Origin of the sequence: Pectobacterium wasabiae CFBP 3304, assembly GCF_001742185.1 — a bacterium.
GTDB lineage: Bacteria > Pseudomonadota > Gammaproteobacteria > Enterobacterales > Enterobacteriaceae > Pectobacterium > Pectobacterium wasabiae.
Genome location: NZ_CP015750.1, coordinates 4,618,311 through 4,635,923, shown reverse-complemented (window position 1 = coordinate 4,635,923; position 17,613 = coordinate 4,618,311). Strand labels below are relative to the sequence as shown.

The 17,613-nt window shown below is 56.9% G+C and carries 19 protein-coding genes; 2 read left to right on the top strand and 17 right to left on the bottom strand.

Annotation, left to right across the window (positions count from 1 at the left end):
• Window positions 1–332: 332 nt before the first annotated feature.
• From A7983_RS21060 to A7983_RS21015, 10 genes are all read right to left on the bottom strand, one after another.
• The gene (locus A7983_RS21060) at window positions 333–3,182 is read right to left on the bottom strand and encodes a conjugative transfer ATPase (protein WP_005966992.1); all 2,850 of its coding nucleotides are present in this window, start codon (window positions 3,180–3,182) and stop codon (window positions 333–335) included.
• Window positions 3,182–3,619, bottom strand: coding sequence for a TIGR03751 family conjugal transfer lipoprotein (locus tag A7983_RS21055; RefSeq protein ID WP_005966989.1), 438 nt, complete (start codon window positions 3,617–3,619; stop codon window positions 3,182–3,184). Before A7983_RS21055 ends, A7983_RS21060 begins: the two co-directional genes overlap by 1 nt.
• Entirely contained in the window at window positions 3,600–5,006 is a 1,407-nt protein-coding gene (locus A7983_RS21050; RefSeq protein WP_005966986.1) for a TIGR03752 family integrating conjugative element protein, read from the bottom strand. The genes A7983_RS21055 and A7983_RS21050 overlap by 20 nt, the downstream gene beginning before the upstream one ends.
• Window positions 4,996–5,898 carry a TIGR03749 family integrating conjugative element protein gene (locus A7983_RS21045; RefSeq protein WP_005966984.1) on the bottom strand — a complete coding sequence of 301 codons (903 nt, stop codon included), beginning with the start codon at window positions 5,896–5,898 and terminating at the stop codon, window positions 4,996–4,998. The genes A7983_RS21050 and A7983_RS21045 overlap by 11 nt, the downstream gene beginning before the upstream one ends.
• The gene (locus A7983_RS21040) at window positions 5,895–6,575 is read right to left on the bottom strand and encodes a PFL_4703 family integrating conjugative element protein (protein ID WP_005966982.1); all 681 of its coding nucleotides are present in this window, start codon (window positions 6,573–6,575) and stop codon (window positions 5,895–5,897) included. Before A7983_RS21040 ends, A7983_RS21045 begins: the two co-directional genes overlap by 4 nt.
• The gene (locus tag A7983_RS21035) at window positions 6,572–6,970 is read right to left on the bottom strand and encodes a TIGR03750 family conjugal transfer protein (RefSeq protein WP_005966980.1); all 399 of its coding nucleotides are present in this window, start codon (window positions 6,968–6,970) and stop codon (window positions 6,572–6,574) included. Before A7983_RS21035 ends, A7983_RS21040 begins: the two co-directional genes overlap by 4 nt.
• Window positions 6,971–6,982: 12 nt before the next feature.
• Entirely contained in the window at window positions 6,983–7,342 is a 360-nt protein-coding gene (locus A7983_RS21030; RefSeq protein WP_005966979.1) for a TIGR03745 family integrating conjugative element membrane protein, read from the bottom strand.
• Window positions 7,343–7,362: 20 nt separating this feature from the next.
• Window positions 7,363–7,596 carry a TIGR03758 family integrating conjugative element protein gene (locus A7983_RS21025; protein WP_005966978.1) on the bottom strand — a complete coding sequence of 78 codons (234 nt, stop codon included), beginning with the start codon at window positions 7,594–7,596 and terminating at the stop codon, window positions 7,363–7,365.
• Window positions 7,593–7,970 carry an integrative conjugative element protein, RAQPRD family gene (locus A7983_RS21020; protein ID WP_005966976.1) on the bottom strand — a complete coding sequence of 126 codons (378 nt, stop codon included), beginning with the start codon at window positions 7,968–7,970 and terminating at the stop codon, window positions 7,593–7,595. The genes A7983_RS21025 and A7983_RS21020 overlap by 4 nt, the downstream gene beginning before the upstream one ends.
• A 590-nt stretch (window positions 7,971–8,560) precedes the next feature.
• Entirely contained in the window at window positions 8,561–9,439 is an 879-nt protein-coding gene (locus A7983_RS21015; protein ID WP_005966974.1) for a LysR family transcriptional regulator, read from the bottom strand.
• A gap of 103 nt (window positions 9,440–9,542) precedes the next feature.
• Here A7983_RS21015 and A7983_RS21010 point away from each other — a divergent pair, with 103 nt between their 5' ends.
• The gene (locus A7983_RS21010) at window positions 9,543–10,475 is read left to right on the top strand and encodes a DMT family transporter (RefSeq protein WP_005966972.1); all 933 of its coding nucleotides are present in this window, start codon (window positions 9,543–9,545) and stop codon (window positions 10,473–10,475) included.
• A gap of 1 nt (window position 10,476) precedes the next feature.
• Window positions 10,477–11,403, top strand: coding sequence for an AEC family transporter (locus tag A7983_RS21005; RefSeq protein ID WP_005966970.1), 927 nt, complete (start codon window positions 10,477–10,479; stop codon window positions 11,401–11,403).
• A 126-nt stretch (window positions 11,404–11,529) separates the two neighbouring features.
• Here the strand turns inward: A7983_RS21005 and A7983_RS21000 are convergent, their stop codons facing one another.
• From A7983_RS21000 to pilL2, 7 genes are read right to left on the bottom strand one after another with little or no spacing between them, the layout of a single operon-like run.
• Window positions 11,530–12,279, bottom strand: coding sequence for a TIGR03747 family integrating conjugative element membrane protein (locus A7983_RS21000; protein WP_005966968.1), 750 nt, complete (start codon window positions 12,277–12,279; stop codon window positions 11,530–11,532).
• Window positions 12,276–14,435 carry a type IV conjugative transfer system coupling protein TraD gene (traD, locus tag A7983_RS20995; RefSeq protein ID WP_005966966.1) on the bottom strand — a complete coding sequence of 720 codons (2,160 nt, stop codon included), beginning with the start codon at window positions 14,433–14,435 and terminating at the stop codon, window positions 12,276–12,278. Before traD ends, A7983_RS21000 begins: the two co-directional genes overlap by 4 nt.
• Before the next feature lie 4 nt (window positions 14,436–14,439).
• Window positions 14,440–14,979 (bottom strand): integrating conjugative element protein, encoded by a 540-nt coding sequence (locus tag A7983_RS20990; protein WP_005966964.1) that lies wholly within the window; start codon window positions 14,977–14,979, stop codon window positions 14,440–14,442.
• Window positions 14,976–15,566, bottom strand: a complete 591-nt coding sequence (locus tag A7983_RS20985; RefSeq protein ID WP_005966963.1) for a transglycosylase SLT domain-containing protein — start codon at window positions 15,564–15,566, stop codon at window positions 14,976–14,978. Before A7983_RS20985 ends, A7983_RS20990 begins: the two co-directional genes overlap by 4 nt.
• On the bottom strand, window positions 15,548–16,264 hold the full coding sequence (locus tag A7983_RS20980) for a TIGR03759 family integrating conjugative element protein (RefSeq protein WP_005966962.1): 717 nt from the start codon (window positions 16,262–16,264) through the stop codon (window positions 15,548–15,550). The genes A7983_RS20985 and A7983_RS20980 overlap by 19 nt, the downstream gene beginning before the upstream one ends.
• An 11-nt stretch (window positions 16,265–16,275) precedes the next feature.
• Complete coding sequence (locus tag A7983_RS20975) at window positions 16,276–16,926, bottom strand: hypothetical protein (RefSeq protein ID WP_005966961.1); 651 nt, start codon at window positions 16,924–16,926, stop codon at window positions 16,276–16,278.
• Window positions 16,923–17,492 carry a PFGI-1 class ICE element type IV pilus protein PilL2 gene (gene pilL2, locus A7983_RS20970; RefSeq protein ID WP_005966960.1) on the bottom strand — a complete coding sequence of 190 codons (570 nt, stop codon included), beginning with the start codon at window positions 17,490–17,492 and terminating at the stop codon, window positions 16,923–16,925. The genes A7983_RS20975 and pilL2 overlap by 4 nt, the downstream gene beginning before the upstream one ends.
• Window positions 17,493–17,613: the final 121 nt, after the last annotated feature.

Genomic DNA, 17,613 nt, shown 5'->3' with positions numbered 1-17,613 from the left:
CCCCAATGTGATGGAAAGTGCATCCTCCGCCTGAAGCTGGCGGATATCCGCGTAATTGATGCGAAGCGGAACGGGATACAGTCAGCACGGCGGGTGTCGTGCCGTAGCCTCGAAGACTGTTGGCTACCTGGGCTTGTTGCTGGCGACACCAGCAGACAATTCAGGGGGCGTTAAGTATTCGTGGTGTGGATAGCAGATGTTGTTTTCATTGAAGTTCCCGGCTGAATGTTGTGCATATTGATGCTTGAGTTGAACATGAACAGGTAGCTGAGTAGAGCAACAATCCGAAACCGTTGAAATCCTTTATCAGGCGATGCTGAGTGCTCCGCTGATCACCTCTGCACAAGGGGCGTGATACCACGCGCATGATCAATCATTTCGGCCACTTTGAACGCGGCATCCAGCTCGCCAATCCCGAACTGCTGCATTAGTTGGTAGCGTTCGGCTTTTTCCTCGGGCTCGGTCTGCGCCAAGGCGAGATAGAGGCTGGGCGGTACGGCACGGAAGAGCACTTCCAGGCTCTTGGAGAGGATGACGCCTTCGGTGAATTTTCCGGATTCTTTGCGTGCGGACAGCATCAACGCTTTCTGCGCGGGTGTCAGCTCCCTGAATCGTGCGATTTTCTCGACTTCGTCGGGCGGCATCGACAGGCAAATCCACCACTCGATCATGTTGAGCATCGGTTCTGCGGCCTTTGGCAGATCGTCGATGTTCTGCGTTGCGAGCCAGAACCATGCCCCAAGTTTGCGCCACATTTTCGTGACCTTCACGACGTAGGGCGAGAGCAAGGGGTTTTTGGTGATGATATGACCTTCGTCCGTCACGTTGAGGATAGGGCGGCCCAGGAACTGGTCGCGCTCGGCGATGTTGTTGACGGTATTGATCAGCGAGATATAGGCGATCGACAGTTGTGCGTTGTAGCCTTCGCGTGCATAGGTTGCCAGGTCGACCAGGGTGATGTCGGCCTCGGGCCAGGGGGTGCCGTCGCGGTCGAACATTTCACCATCGCTGCCCTGGCAGAACATATCCATTGCGTCGGCCATCTCCAGCAAACGGGCACGCCGGATTTCTGGCAACGTGGTGTCATGACCCCGTTCACGTAGCGCATCGCGCACATCGCGGGTCAGCACGGTACGGTTGGCAGCGACGCAGCGCTGAGCGGCGTCCAGAATGCATTGGCGGATCAACGAGCGATCGGCGCGGGTCATGCGGGCTTCTTCCTTGTCTTCACCCCCCGTGATCATCAGGCGTGCCGTGATCTCCAGTTCGCCCAGCACATCGCGTTGTTCGTCGGCCTCGGCTTCCTTGCGCTGTGGCTCGTCATCGAGTTCATCAGCATCGAGTGTTTGTACATCGCTGGGTGTTTCGATTAGTCTGCGGGCATCGGCGAACGGTGCGAGACTGACGCCAGCACCTGGAGCGAGCTTGACACGGTTGACAGTCAGCCCCAAACGCCGGGCGAACTCGCAGAACAGCCCGAAGGAATTGCCAGCCTCCACAATGAAGATCCGTGGACGATAGATGGCGGTGACCTGATTGAGCAGGTTGTTGAGGGTGGCGCTCTTGCCCGATCCGGTAGGGCCGAACAGGAAAAGGTGCGCGTTCATCTGCCGATCCAGGCGGTTGAAGGGATCAAACGTGATCAAGCCGCCTCCACGATTGAAGACAGTGATCCCCGGGTGACCTGTACCCCTGCTACGTCCCCAGGTCGGTGAGAGGTTGGCCACATGCTGGGCGAACATCAGTTGTGTGTACCACTGTTTGCGGTCCTGCGCCGGGTTGTACATACACGGCAGCCAGCGCAGATAGGTGTTGAGCGGCGCGACCTCGTCCTCTTCGCGTACCGGCTGCAGGCCTGCGCCCAGCATCACGTTGGCCAGTTGCAGCCCCCGGCTGTCGAGTTCTTCTTCATGCCGGCCACGCAGGTAAAAGGCCAGGCTGGCACGGTATAGTTTGTGGGAACTGCCGATCAGTGAGCGCGCCTCTTGCACATCCGCCAGGGTTTGTTCGGAGGCCAGCGTTTCGCCAACGGCTTTCTTTGCCAGATGATTCAGGTGTGCTTCGAGTACGTCTTGTGGTGTGGCAACCAGAGTCAGGCACATCATCGTGTCTTCCGGCATCTGGTCGAACAAGGTGTTGATGGCGTCGCCTTTACGATTCTCGCCTGTCATATGACCCACACTGGGCGGTGTGCGCAGGCGGTCGGTCGTCATCACCCGATGCGGCATGCCGTCAAAGTACCACTCGCCCCGGGCCGTATCTGAACGTGGCTGGCCGAAGAACAGTCTCTGGCTGAAATCGCACCCAGAGGCCAGCTCGATTTCGTTGACGTCGTGGGTGTCCGGGTAGGCGGTCAACTGGTAGAAGCGTTCGCGGTCTTCGGCGCTGGGGCCCAGCAGCGTGGGGTGTGGGTTGAACCAGCGCAGCAGCCAGTTGTGGATGTGCGGTGCGTCCAGACGCTGTGCGCGGATACCTGCGTTGGCCAGACCACCGCTCAGGCGTTCACAAACCACATTCAAAGCCTGTTCGGGCATCAGACCACGTCGCGTCGTGCTGCCTGCGGTGCGGCGATAGACGACCATGCGTACCCGTCGAGTTTGCCCTCGCCAGGGCAGACGCGTGACCGTCGTATCCTCGAACAGGCCTCCCGGCTTTGCTACTGCGCGCAGGTGATGGGCCATCGAATGCAGATAGAATTCGGTAAAGTGTGAGCGCTGCGCACGTGGCTGGATGTAGCCCTTGAGGGTCTGCAGGTACTGATCAAAGTTGGTCTCGTCCTGAGCGTAGAGTTGCAGTACCCAGGGATTGTCGTCGAGCTCGTCGAAGCTGTCCTGCAGCGCGTTTTCCAGCGCATCCCGTGCCTGAGCCAGCCAGACCGGCTCACGGCCTTCTGTACCCAGTGGAGTCAGTTCAAAGAAGGCGGCGACTGAGACACCATCCTCCAGCAGCATACTTTGTGATTCGGGCAAATATTCGACCCAGGGCAGCAACGCGACAAACGACGGGGCAACCTCGTACAAGGCCTGCTCATCGGCCTGGGTGGCGGGGCGGCTCCCCCTTACGCTGGTACCGGGTTCGGGAATGCCTGCCTGCTGTAGTGTATCGATGTGGCGCTGCCAGCCGTCCGGCTGTTCGCCTTTGGTCGGCACAGTGGGTTTGCGCCAGGGAAGCGACCAGACCATCAGTAATCCTCCGTACGTTCGCCCGGCATCGCGTATTGCACACGCTGGTAGAGGGGGAAGATGGTGGTGTAACCCGGTACAGGAACCGGGTCCGTCCCCGCCAGATGCGGGAACACATACATCAGCAGGTCGGGGTTGGGCAGTCGCTGAAACTGGCTGCGTACTTCATTGGCGGCGGTACGCGTGTAGTGTGCCTGTTCTGCAGGAGCAGCTTGCCCATCCGCATGGCTGAGTGGACGGCGCAAGCTCTGACGGGCATCGAGCAGTTGGCGATAGACCATCTGTCCCACTCGCCCCGTATTGCCGCTCTCTTGCTGCCAGATGTCCTGCATGGTTCGCCCCCCATGGGGTAACAAGTCTTCCTTGCTCGTGGCGCAGCCGGTCAATACGGTCACGGATAGCATGATTGTCAGCGGTTTAGTCCAGTTCGAGCGCATGGCTTTCTCCTGTACGATGGTCGACCTTGCGGCCTTCGGTGTCGTAGTCAATGGCGAGCGGTTTTTCGAGGTGAACGGCGACGTGTGCGCCTGGCTTCACATAGACTGCTGCGAAGGCCTGTCCATAGAGCTTGTTGACCCAGTCCGACATGTCGCGTACGCCGCCGGCGAGAATGCGGCCCACAGCCTCGTTGCTGCTGATGCCCACGGTGCCGATGGAGCCGTCGGCACTGGCGTAGGACATCTGACCGCTGTCCGAATCGATGAGGGATGCCGCGCCTGCGCCTGCTGCGGTGATCAAAGCCTGTGTACCGAGATACTGCTGGGCATTGCTGCGGCGCTCGCCGGACACGCACGGGATACCGTAGGGGTCACTGATCCACCCGAGACCGTTCTGGTCATTGCTTTGCTGATTACTGCGTTCGCTGTCTTCCGGAATTGTGCGGATGGTGCCGTCGTGGAAAACGAAGGTGATTGAGCGTACCTGTCCCCTGACGCATGAGAGCGTCCAGTCGCCGGACGCGGTGCCACTGAACACAGCGCCAGCCACATCGGGGATATCGATGCCGTTGGCCGTCAGATTGTCGGGGCCGACCAAGACTTTGAAGGGGTAGGGGTCATTGACGGTGCCATCGATCGGTACGCGGCCAATCAAGGCTGTCATCGCGACTGAACCCATCAGTGTTGAATTGGTGGGTACGGTGTAGACGGCCCTGGCGGGGTTGGCTCCGGTCGCGTTTGTACGGGTACTGGTGACGCTTTCGACCGTGGTGTCCAGCGTCTTCTGGGCGGGCCCGAAACGTGTCGGAAAGTTCAGCGCAGTGTTGCCATGACGGCCATCAGTTTGTCTGGCATCGTCAGGCTCTACCCAGCGGATCGTGGTCTCGTCGCTGAATCCTTCAACATCCCCGTCTCGCAGGCCAAGGCCGACTGGCAGGTCGCCGTGACCGGCGTTGCCGATACTGTCCAGCCGCCGTTGCAAATCTGCCAGCAGGCCCTCAGTTTGTTGGCGCTCGTTGTTGAGTTGCTCCTGGTCGCGGCGAAGGCTGGCCCGCTCGGATTCCAGTGTGGTACTGATACGCTGGTCAATGGCACTTTCACGTTGACGCAGACGCTGGTTTTCTTCTCGTTGTGCCCGGTTGTCGGTGGTGGCGGTTTGTAGCTCAGTGCGCAGTTGCCGAACCTGGGCCACCAGCGTCGCGACAGTATCGCGTGGGGTGTCACCTTCGATGCCCAATGCCTTCATTTCCTCCGGGGTGAGCTGGCTGCCCGTTTCTGCCGTGGCAGGGGACTGTGTGCCGCCACCAGAGAACAGGCGGATGCCAACGAACAGTACCAGCAGTGCGACGGGGATCATCAGCCATTTCAACAGACCGTTACTGCGCATGGTGTACCTCCGTTGTCGGGGGCGTGGTGGTAGGCAAGTGCATGGCAGGATCAAAGCGCTGGATGGTAGGCAGTAGCGACTGCGGCAGTCCATGCTTGCGGGTAACCAGATACAGTACCGTGGTGTCTTCGGGAGAGCCGCGTGGGCCGAGCGCCGTATGCTGGAAAGTGGCGGTGAGGAAATCACCTTGTAGTGCGCGTGGATCGAGTTCAATCCAGCCATTGCCTGTATGTGTCAGTCGCACGGCAGTGACCCACTGATCTTCCAATCGCCATGAGGCCAGCGCTTTTGCCTCTACAGGCAGTGTCGGCAGCAGCGTATCCAGTGGCAGGTCGCGGTGCAGGCTGATGCGCATTATGCCGGGCACAGGCTCTAGGGTGCGTAATGGCGCGTACAGGCTTTGTGCGGCGTAACGTGTGAGTACCACGGCCACAGGTGTTTCACGTTGCGCCGGCCTGGCATGGTCTGTCGTGGGGGCGCGGGTTGCGTTGTCTGGCGGCTGACCATAGTGGGGTGGGGTGGCATTACCCTCAACGATGCGTATCGGCTCAAGTGCTGGCTCGCCGTCTTTGGCTGGTGTGGCCGCAATGTCGAGCAGGAGCAGCGCACCGCTGTCGGCGTCCTGCAACTGCAATCGGGTGGGTTCGATAGGCTCGCTGGCACGCAGGTAGATGGCTCCACCCGCGCTCTGTACACGCAGACGGTCGCCGATGCTGGCCGGGACGCCGACACGGACATTGCGATCTACGAACACAATGCGTTCCTGCCCAACATAAAGTGGCACGGCAAGTGGCAGCCGCTCCCAGCGCAGGATTTCCACGGCATGGAGCGCAGGAGTCTGTACCAAGGCCATCAGCCCCAGCCAGATGAGACAGAGACGACGATGTTTCATGGGGTTTCTCCTTGTGTGCCCAGGCCGCCACGACTGGGGGCTTCCTGTGCCGGGGCTGCGATGCGCTGCGGTGCACCGTCATAGCAGTCGAGCATGAGACCGAACGGGTTACGGGCTGGATCGATATCTGCACGTGTGACTTTCACTGGATAGCGCACCAGAGCGCGTTTGACCTGCTCCGGGCCGTGGTACTCGTCGGCGCTGAGGTCGAGTGTGACGACCCAATCGCGGTCAGAGACCACGCGTACCCGTGCTGTAGGGTTATCGCCATAGCCGCGACCGGGAATTTCGTAGACGCCGCGTACACGTTGCCGCAGTTCGCCCGTGCTGCGGCGATAGTCGTAATCTGCCTGCAGAAAGGCGCGACATGCCGGGGTGAAATACGGTGATAGTGCATGGAGGTTGCGCGTGTAGTCCTCTTCTCCGTTAGTCGGCCAGCGGTTGAGTTGCTGGAACACATAGAAGGTGAAGGCATAGACCGATTCGGGGGGCACTTCCCACCAGGCCCGGGAACTCCCCGAACGCAGATCAGGGGGGACATGGATCGTCAGATCGCGCGGTGCGTTCCACCAACCGGCACCCATGACCAGTGCCACCAGCAGTAATGCGCTGGCACCTATGCGAAGGGTCTTGATGTGCGCTTGTAGATGCGTGACTTCGTTCTTGAATCGGCTCATCGCGTTGTCCTTCTATTCGACCAGGAGCCTGAACGCGTGATCAGCAGGTGTCCGCCAACCCAGCCTGTGAGCAGCGGGTAGCGAGTCGTTATGTGCCATTGCAACTGACGGTACAGCCAGGTATCAGGCCGGCCGCGTTTCTGTCGTCGCAGGAAGCCGCCACCGATGAACACGCCGCAGGCGATGCCCAGCACAATGCAGGTCGGTGCCAGAGCGATGGTTGAAAGTAACCAGGACAGCGGCACGCCGATAATCAGCCCGGTGCAACCGGACAGGCCGCAGCAGATCCACAACTCATCAGCCGTCAGGCCGCGTACCACCACCGGATGTCGATTAAGCCGATGTGGCAGGAACGTGATGGTGCCGTCCGTACGGACATGTTGAGGCTCTGACATGCCCAGTACCTCTTACAAAATGCCGGTGGCTTCGGTGAGCAGCCAGATGCCGATCACTAGCAGCACTGCCCCAACGGCGACTGTCAGGCCGAATTGGCCCCAGGTTTTCTTGCCGTTGTGGATTTCGGCGTAGGTGCCGTAGGCGTGATAGCACACGCCGATGAACATGCTTGCGACCACCAGCAACGCCACCAGCAGAACGATGTCGTAGCCGTAATTGCGAATGGTTTCCATAATGCCGCCACCTGTGCCCCGAGACGGGTTTTCCAGTTGCGGCAACCCCTGGGCGAAAGACAGCGCAGGTAAGGTAGCAAGATCCATGGCCAGTACTGCATGTTGTGCGAGACGAGCGGGAGAGAGGAGGTGTTTCATATGGGGTTGCCCCTTTCTGGTTACGAGAGCAGGAAAAACGTCAGCACTAGGTACATCGCGAGAAAGCGTACGATGACACCAAGGAACTGACGCTGGTTGAGCTGGTTTTCTGCCCAGCCGACGTAGGCGGTTCGGATGGCCCACGCGCCCCAAAGCAGCAGTACTGCGAATACGACGCCGATGAAAACGGCGGACATTGCCGCAGGTGTAATACCGCTATTGGCTTGGAAGGCGTTGATTTGTGCGGCAGTCATGGCTGGTCCTTCAGGAAGGTGCCACCGTGTTTTGCTGTCGATTCCTGGCGGTAGTTACCATTCAGCTCGGTAGGGTCGCGCGGCTGGGCGCGGGATGGTGTGAGATGAGCCTGGATACCGATGCGTATGCGAGCAAGGTCATCGCGTAGCCTTGGGTAGTCGAAGTGATAGCGTTCGCTTGGCTCTGCGGGTGTTCTGGATGCGCTCTGCACGACGAGGCGTTCCAGTGCGTCGAGTTGCCTTAGCGCAGTAGCCAGTTCCTGACGTTGTGCTGGTGTGTCGGCCTGAGTTGTCAGCGGGATACTCACTAGTAGGGCAGCGAGTAGCAACGGTGCGCCGCAGCGCAAAGAGCAGGGATGGATTGACAGTGCCATCGCGCTATATCCTCGTTAGATCAACAATGGAGTGATCGTGACGATGTAGGGGGGGCAGGTCTGCAAACAATGAGAACTGAATAGTGTCCATATTGGTGGAAAAAGCAGTAACACTCCAGATCACACAAGTTTTCACCTGCAGGTAGATATTTCTTCCATCTCATGTAGACATTTCTGTCTGTAACATGCACGTATCTTTTGGCATGATCATAACTGGAGGGAATGCCATGTCAGAGACGATGGCTGAGCTATTCTAAAGCACATGATCGACAAGAACATCGCTGTGCGGGTAACCCGTCGTCTGTACCGTGTCGGTCATCACTAGCGATTTAATAGGGGATGGGCAAGTCAGGAAGCAACCAGCAGGAGGCTCACGTATGATGATCCGACCTTCTGTGTGGGACTGCAATTGTGGATCGCATGGCTGGCCCTACAGATTTCTGCCATGCTCACTAGTGGGCGCTAAGTAATGCGGTGGTAGTGTTATCTTTATAAACATAAATGTAGTGTAGCGTCTCAATCGAGTAGCTCCTGCACCAGCATTAATTGCCTTAGTAAATAGGAGGTAGAAGTGCTGGTTTTCTTTTTTATTATCTCAAAATAGATTTTGCTACTTTCAAAAAGGCATTTGCTGCTGGGCTGGCCTGATTTTTGTTGGGAACAGCCAAGCCAATAAACCTTCTTGCTTTGGGGGTTAGCGGCCGTTTTACTACTCCAGGGCATAAGGCCATAATCTGAGCTGGAACGGCAAGGTCTGCAACGATTGAAACACCCGCGCCACTTTCCACCATTTTTACAATAGTGATTATTTGGGAGTATTTGTGCTTGATCATTGGGTGAAAGTTTCCTGCGGAGAAAATTTCCTCGACATATCTCCCACTACCGGCAAGGGTCATGATAAATGGTATTTTGCACAGGTCTGATAAGTGAATGGCCTGGCGCTTAGCCAGCGTATGATCAGTAGGCACCAACGCCACAAACTGATCCTCCACCAGTGAAATAGTATCAAAGTGGTCACTGGGCAGAACAACAAAACCTATGTCCACATGCCGTTCGGTTATCCATTGATTAACTTCGCTATCTGTTCCTTCTTCTACCAGAACGTCAATTCCTGGGTAAATTTCATTGAATTTTTGGAGAATTTTAGGAAGTAACTGCAATGATGATGATATGCCAAGTGAGCCGATTCTTAGTATGCCCTGATTGACTCCTCGAATAGCGGATATCTCTTGGTGCATGGCTTCTGAAATACTAAGAATCTCCCGTGCTCTGACTAGAATACCTTGGCCTACGGTGGTGACTTCGATAGTTGCCTGTCCTCGTGTAAGCAATGTCAGACCCCATTCTTTCTCCAAATTTTTGACAGCATGGGAAACCGCCGACTGACTTATACCCAGTTCCCCTGCGGCTGCCGTGAAACTGCCAAGTTTCGCCACAAGGGCAAATATTTCCAGTTGAGTGAAGGTCATTAATAATCCTATTTTGTCATGAGTTATTGCTCATTTTACTATTATATTAAATGAGTAATAGCATTTGAGACCAGTGACAAAACAATAAACTACGGATTCTCCCATGACTACTTCAACAGCCACTACTTCGCCGACTGCAGAGCGGCCCTCCTTAAGTCCCATGTTGGGGGCCAAGTTGACCTTGGTTGCATTTTTCTGGGGGGGGACCTTCATAGCGGGTCGGGTGCTGGCCCTGTCTATGCCTCTTATGACTGCGGCTTTCTGTCGTTTCCTTGTTGCCGCTGTGCTGCTGCTTCTGCTGTCATTAAAGTTAGAAGGTGGATTACCCCGCCTGAATCGTTCCCAAATGCTTACGACAGCGATGCTGGGGTTGACAGGAATATTTCTATACAGCGTTTTTTTCTTTGGTGCCTTGGCACAGATTCCCGCTGGGCGAACCGCATTGTTTGTTAGCCTAAATCCAATTGTGACTGCTATTGCTGCCAGTTTTATATTCAGAGAGCGTCTTGGTGCGAAGAGATGGCTTGGTATCGGTATAGCTTTGGCTGGGGCAATGATAGTGATTACGCGGGGCGACTTTCTAGGCGCTTTACACGACATCAGTCGGTCATTTGGGATCGGGGAAATGCTCATGTCGTGTGCCGTACTAAGCTGGGCTGCCTATACATTAATTTCACGAAAGGCGATGGAGTCTCTTTCGCCCGTTGCCGCAACAACCTATGCCACCTTGTGGGGGTTATTTTTCCTTCTTATGGCCTCAGTAAAAGAAATGAGCTCGATTCAATGGCTTTCCCTAGGTTGGTCTGTTTGGGCCTCTATTTTTTACCTCGGTGCAGTGGGAACGGTGGTCGCGTTTATTTGGTATTACCAGGGAATCAAGGCGGTAGGCCCATCAAGGGCTGCGGTATTCACCAATCTCGTTCCTGCCTTCGGCGTGTTGTTATCGGCTGGATTGCTTCAGGAGCCAATTCTCATTTCCATGCTGATCGGCGGCGCATTGTCCGCAGTGGGCGTTTCCTTGACGAATCGGAAATGAAATGATTGCCTCCATGTTGCTGGCTTTGGTACCGATTGCCCTACTGATTACGCTTGGGGCAGGAGTTCGGCGGTATGAATTCATCGCGGAAACGTTTTGGCCGCAGGCAGAGCGACTGGGTTACTACATCTTATTACCCTCACTCTTTCTTCATGGATTGGCGACGGCGGACCTGTCTGGATTGCCTGTGCTGACAATGGTGAGCTCCCTGGTGCTGTCGACCGTGGCTGTGGCAAGTCTTATAGTGATTTTTCGCCGGTGGCTGCCAGTGACTGACCCCGCTTTCACTTCCGTGTTCCAAGGAGGAGTGCGATTCAATAACTATGTGGGCGTATCGGTCGCAGCAGGGCTGTTCGGAGCCCAGGGGATCGCGCTGGCAGCGGTCGCCAATGCGGCGATTGTGCCAACGGTCAATATTCTGTGTGTGCTCGTTTTTGCGCGCTACTGCAATCGTGGTTTCTTTTCTGTGAAAAGCATAATACAGCAACTCATGAGCAATCCCCTAGTGGCAGCGTGCCTCATTGGTATCATCCTGCAGGTAACAGGCTGGGGGCTGCCGGGTGGCATTGAACCTGCTCTTAAAGCATTGGGGCAGGCTTCCCTGCCTCTGGGCTTGCTATGCGTCGGGGCAGCCTTGGACTTCTCCTCGGTTCGAAAATGGGTGTGTCCAGTGTTGCTTTCATCCCTGGCAAAGTTTGTTCTCATGCCATTGGCAACTCTGGGTGCTTGCTATGCCTTGGACCTGCAAGGACCGGCCGCTGTGGCTGCCTTGCTCTTTCAGACGCTACCCACTGCCTCTTCGTCATACATCATGGCGCGCCAACTTGGAGGGGATGCCCCACTTATGGCCGGAATAATTGCCAGCCAAACCCTTTTGGCTGGCTTGGCTCTGCCGTTTGCTGTGTCGTGTTTGTCCGGTTGGACGTAGGGGCTTGTCTATTGAGGGGCAGGACCTATTACACGTTCGCAACGAGGGTTGATCGAGCAGTCTTAATTTAAGACGAATAAGGTATTTTTCGTTGCGATAGCACCTGCACTGGTTCTTTTGCCGTCCTCACAAATATTTCTTGAAACTACTCGCTGTCAGCGCCACAGCAACGCCCAGCAATGCAGCGCCGGGCAGCAGAATCATCAGCGGATGAACCGATACCGGCAGTGCCAGATAGGTTACCCAGGGCAGCACAGCCAGCGGCAGTAACGCGGCCTTTGCCCTGTGGTAAACAAAGCCTGATTCCCGGCCCGCGCCAAACCTGCGCACATCACGCCGTACCAGGCCATCAACCAGGCCCACAAACACAGCCATGACAATGAGCGGCAATGTCAGTACCAGCACCAGCAAGCGCACCATGAACGTCAGCGTGGTGAAGGCTGCGGCGATCAAATAGTTTTCCGACCATACATAGACTTGGCTCACAAAGTAGCGGAAGTCGCGTCTGGGTATCTGGCTGGGAACACGCGCACGCTCGGCGGTCTGCTTCATGCGCTCAAGCAGTCCGGTTTTGACGAACATCCATTCATATCCGGTATCGACAATCTGGTGTGCCGTGCGGCCCGGCTCCTGCACGATGACGCTGCGGATAAAGTTATTCGACAGGTGTCCCAATTCGTACTGCAGCATCGCCTGCGAGTGTTGCCAGCCCTGGTCTTTCCAGAAAAGATGCATTCCAGCGCATTCCACGATGATTGAAATCAGCAATGAGCCAATCAGCACACCCACTAACCTGAATGGCAAGGTGATGAAACTGGCCAGCAGGCTTTTCCGGCGTGTCTGCTGATGTTGTGCCGTGGCCGCTGGATCGCTCATGGCGCTTTACTCTCGTCGATAATATGGTCGGCATCCTCATCAAGCAGTTCAGGCGGTAGCGCTTGCTCCTGTAGCGTAGGCGAGCCTTGGTTCTGCCACCATTGACCGGTATCGGTGTAGCTTTGACGCATGTAACCTGCCAATTGCTGAAGATCCGTCGGCATGATTTCATCTGGATCGGGGGCGGGCAGGGGCATGCGGACTTTCCACAGGTTGCCGCCTTGAAGCAGAGCAAAGCATTGCCCTTTCGGAAGTTGAACCACATGGGACGGCTCAATCATCGGCACGCTCGACATGCTGATGCGATCCTGTGTGTTGCTGGTGAAGTCGGTTTTGGCGTGGATGTCGGAGCTGTCTGTCGCGCCGCTGACCACTGTCGTCGTGTAGACCTCCACCTTGGGCAACTGTTTTGTGAGCAGTTCGGCGGTGGCTGTCTCGCGCACGCGCAGCATGAACAGGTTGTTGAAATTGCCGACGACTTGACCGGCTTTGGCGCGATTGCCGATGCGGGCTTCAATATCGCTCAGTGTCTGAGTGTAAGCGGTGACCTGGATGCCGGCACCGCCGCCTTTGTTGATCATCGGGATGAATTCGTCGCCCATCAGTTCATTGAATTCATCGGCATGAACATTGATTGGTACTTTGGTGTCAGCCGATGCACCGGGCAGGCCATCGTCGATGCCGAATTTATAGATGTGTCCGGCCATCGAGACCATATCGCTGAACATCGAGTTGCCCACCGCAGCGGCGACTTCGGCATCGGAGAGCGCATCGAGTCCGACGTAGACGACCGCGCGTTTCCTGATGATCTGCATCCAGTCGAAAATCGGCCTGGGATCGCTCAGATCCGAGTAGTTCGGTGCCAGCAACTGGGCGATTTTGCCGCTGGTGAGTTTTTCAAGCAGAGGCAGCAGGCTGGCGACGATCTTGTCAAAGTACGTTTTGTCGTAGCGAACCGCTGATCTCAGTCCGTCCAGTACGGGATCGTAGTTGCGGGCCTGACTGAGGTATTGTTCAAGGGCGACCACGCGCTTTTCGCGACCGATCATGTTCCTGGGAATGTTCTTCTCGTTGAGCTTGGCTTCAATCTGGACGATGACCTCCCAGGCTTTCGGTTCTGTGCGGGCGAAGTAGTGTTGGGCGTACTCGATGAACAACGCGTCGATATTGATGACATGGCGCTGGATCAGCAGGTAGTCCGGTCGTTGCCCCAGCTCGATCAATGCGCGTGCAATCACATTGACGAATCTCCAGGCAAATTCTCTGAATGCAGCAGAGTTACCCTCTCCGGAAAGCTGCCCTGCGATGCGGGTCGCGACTTCGCTGATGCGACCAAAACGTCCCACCGCGTTGTAACGAGCGCTGATCTCCGGCCACCCCAGATGAAACACGTAGAACGCATTCTCTCTGCCTGCACGTCTGGCCTCGACGAACATTCTCTTGAGTAGATCCGCGTCGCCTTTAGGGTCGAAAACAATGACCACTTCGTGCTCGCCCAGGTGATTCTTTCGACGAATATCCTGGGTGATGAATAATTCAGCCAGCCGCGTTTTGCCTACGCGCGTGGTGCCCAGTACCAGGGAGTGGCCGACACGCTCACCTAGGGGCAGGCTGACGTCCACCTCGTCAGGCTCAATGCCATGCAGACGCGGTAAGCCGCCAACGGGCGGTAATGGCCGTACCGGATTGAGCGGCATATTCCAGGTCGTAAGACGGGGTAGTTGCGATAATAGGAATGGTGCGAACTCCAGCCGCTCCTCCAGACGTCGGGCCAACTGGTAGGCGGATGTCGGCTCGACATAACGCCTGAACTCAGGTCGGTAGGTTTGCATCAACCGGTGAGTGTGTTTCTGCTCCCAACGGAATCCTTTGCCAATGAACAAGCGTTGTTGGCTGACTGGCATGTCGCGGCTGGTCATCACGTAACGTGGCAGGCGACGGATATTGCGTCGGTAGCGCAGGATCACCTGCGCATCGCGCCAGCGCAGTGTGCCAAAAATCCCGAAGGCCAGTGCGCTGCCGATGCCTATGTCCGGACTCAACGCGAGAGACCATGGTGCCGTCAGGCACAGCAATGCGGCTCCGGCACAAACCGCAACGGTATAGAGTTCTACGGGTGGACGCAGCAGTACCTCGACTGGCTGAGACTGTGCCATTGTGTTATTGCTCAATTCCCGTGCTGGTGATGAGCACGGGGTAATGCCGCAGGCCAAGTCGCTCAGTCAGGTCATCGGCCGCCACTGGCGCGAACTGCAAATTTGGTGCGATAGCACGCAGGCGTGCCAGGCCGTCTTTGGTCTCGACGTTGACCACCAGGCCGATGGCACCTCGTTCGTGAAGTAATACGCTTTGGCGCTGCAGCCATGCATAGGATGCCTCATCGTCGCCGACCAGAAAGAACGGTTGCAGGCCCGGTGCATCGATGACCCTGCGTGTTACGGTGCCAGGGGAGAGCTTCGGGCTGCGTACTGGCAGCATGTCTGCTTCGGTTGCTGGATTTACCTGCATCGGTGGCATGGCAATGGGAGGGCGTGGGGTATCGGGTGAGCGTACCTGAAGGTTGAGCGCCTCGTAGTACGGCAGCGCAGATGCCCCGCCGTGGTCTTCCACCACGATCGGCGGCTGTGCTGCGTGAATCAACGGCGATACGGTGGCCAGTGTCAGGAACAGGCTGTATGACGTCTTAATATGGATCATCATGGGGTGGTTTCCTTGCTGAGAATGGTGGGGACAGTTTGCTGCGGCCCCAATACGCGTTGAAGGTGTTGCGACACACTGCGCCGGTAGCGTGCCGCAGGCGCACCGCCAGCAGGCCGGTGGTAGCGACCCATTGCCAGCAGCCAGTCCTCGCCGGGAATATGCTGCTCCTTGAGGATCTGTGCCGCGATCGTCAGGTTGTTGTACGGATCGAGTAAGTCGCAGGGCTGGCGGTAGCGGTGCTTTTGCCAACCGAGATTGATCTGCCCCAGGCCTACGTCAATGCGGGTAAGTGGTATGTCTTGCAGAGCCTGGTGTATTCCTGCACAGGCCTGCGCCTGGCTGGTGTATCGGCGAGACTGGCCTGCCACATTCAGCGACCACGGCCACGGCACGATACGTTCTGCACGGCGCACACCACTTTCCTGCAGCGCCACCGCATAAAGGACGACAGAGGGAATACCCGCGCGTTGAGCCGCCAACTGGTAGGCCGGTGGGGGGATCTCCTGGGCTTGAGCCAGACTGGCCATCAGTATGCTTACCAGCAGTGTCCAACTTCGTTGCATGGATGTCAGGGCTGACGCTGCCATTGACCATTTACCTGTCTGATACTGGCGGGCAGGTCTCCGGACAGCCCAAGAGACAACCAGCGACCTGCGTCGTGGTTCAGTGTGATGGTGCTATTGCGTACCAGCTCTGGGTCAATCTGTGCGTGTCTGGCCCAATTCCGGATGCGCACGTCGTCCTGATGTGAACCGACCATATACAGGTCGAAGGGCGTGCTGGAGGCCTGTAAGCGCTGCACAAGTTGGGTGCATGGCTGGCAATTCTCCTTGACGAACACCGCCGTGCGTCCGTTTCCAGTTACTGTGTTTCTGTTGAGTCCGGCATCAGGCAAATTTACCCGCAACAGGTCGGGATTCTGTCTTTGCCAGGCTTCGTCGTACGCTCGCTGATAGGCCAGAAGTTTTTCAACACGACGTGCTTCTGCCTGTACTTGTAGTTCGGCATAGCGTTGTCGCTCGTCGTCACTGCGGGCCTCAATACCCAGTGCGGATAGTGGGTCGAGGTTGGGTGAGTAAGTGCCAAGGGGCCCTTCCATGAGTTCGCGATAGCGTAACCATTCGTCAGCGTTCAAGCCCCAGTCCTGCGCCAGGCGTTCGTCCCGGAGCTGTTCGACCTGGGTCGGTACGATACGGGATTGCATCGTGGTGGAGGGCTGTGCCATCGCGGACATTGTCAGAGTGGTCAGTGTGGTAGTGAGGAGGATCGTCATCAGACGTTTCATTGTCTTCTCCATCAGGGGATCGTCAGGCGTCGTGTCTGCCCGGCACGGCTGAAAATTGCGGTGTCGCCATCGATGGTTTCCAGTCGCCACTGGCTCACGGCTTCACCAGGTAATACAAGCTGGATTTGCTCAGGTGCGGGTTCTCCACTGGCCGGCGCAATCGATACCATGCGTTGTCCAGCGCGCAGCTCCAGACCCAGGATGCGAAACGGGAATGGCATTTTCTTGGGCGTGGTAACAGCAGGATTGGTGGTGCGGCTGGTGGTTGGGGCGCTTTGAATGGCTGCTTTCTGTTGAGACTTGAGTTGCGCCAGCTCATCACGAAGCGTTTGCACGACTTGTGTGGAGGCGTAGTTTTCCTGCGTTTGCTCCATCTGAGCGATACGCGTTTCCAGACTGTGTTGCATGCTTCGTAAGGCTGTTGCACTGGCTGGGTCCGGGCGTGCTTCAAGGGCCTGTATGCTGTCGGCCAGCTCTGTCAGCAGACCTTCCAGTACCTGAATCTGTTGCAGGCTGGCATCCGCCTGTTCGCGTTTGACCAGATCGGCTGTTGCGCGATAGTTCAGGACGGCAAGAGCAGTCAGTACACCCAGCCACACCCAGACCAGGAGTCGGATGATCATGGTTGAGGTGTGCCTCAACGTGATGGCGGTGTTGTTCATGGTTGCCCTCCAGCAGGAGGGAGGGGCTTAACCGCCCCGGCGACTCGGGTGTCGTCATTTGCTGTGTCAGTGCCAGCGTCGATATCGGAGCGTTTGAAGCACACTTGTCGCGTACGGTTATCGACATACAGCGCCCAGAACGGCCCGGCCAAGGTAAGCAATGCCTCCTGCAAGGTCATCGGGCCGAGGTGCAGATGCGCAACGGGCAGTGGCAGTGAATAGAGTTCAATAACAGACTGGGCTGTTTCGCAGAGCTGGTAGCCACTTCGCTTGAGCGCATGCCGCAGGCCGTCACCCACGGTAGCGCGGGAATGCTCGGGTATTGATACGTCAATCACCTGCAACAACAGATTACGCTGCGCCGCATCGGGAGCCAGTTCAACCAGGGTATAGCGTCCGTAACGTACAACGGGAATGAAGTCCGGCGTAGCGTCGGGAACCGAGGTGACCGCTTTGATGGGCGGAGAGGGGAGCTGGGCAGTGGTTGTTGTGCATCCGCTGCTCAAGGCTGCAATGATCAGCAGGTGACTGACAAACAGCCGCCGGATTGAATGTGTTGGTGACATGGTTCAGCTCTCTATAGCGATGAGCTGTTACCTTCGTCTGAGGCGTGGGGTTGATCAGCAAAGAATGCGCAATGAGCATGAGCCGTTTTGATCTCAACCGTATCTACTTCGCAGATTTGGT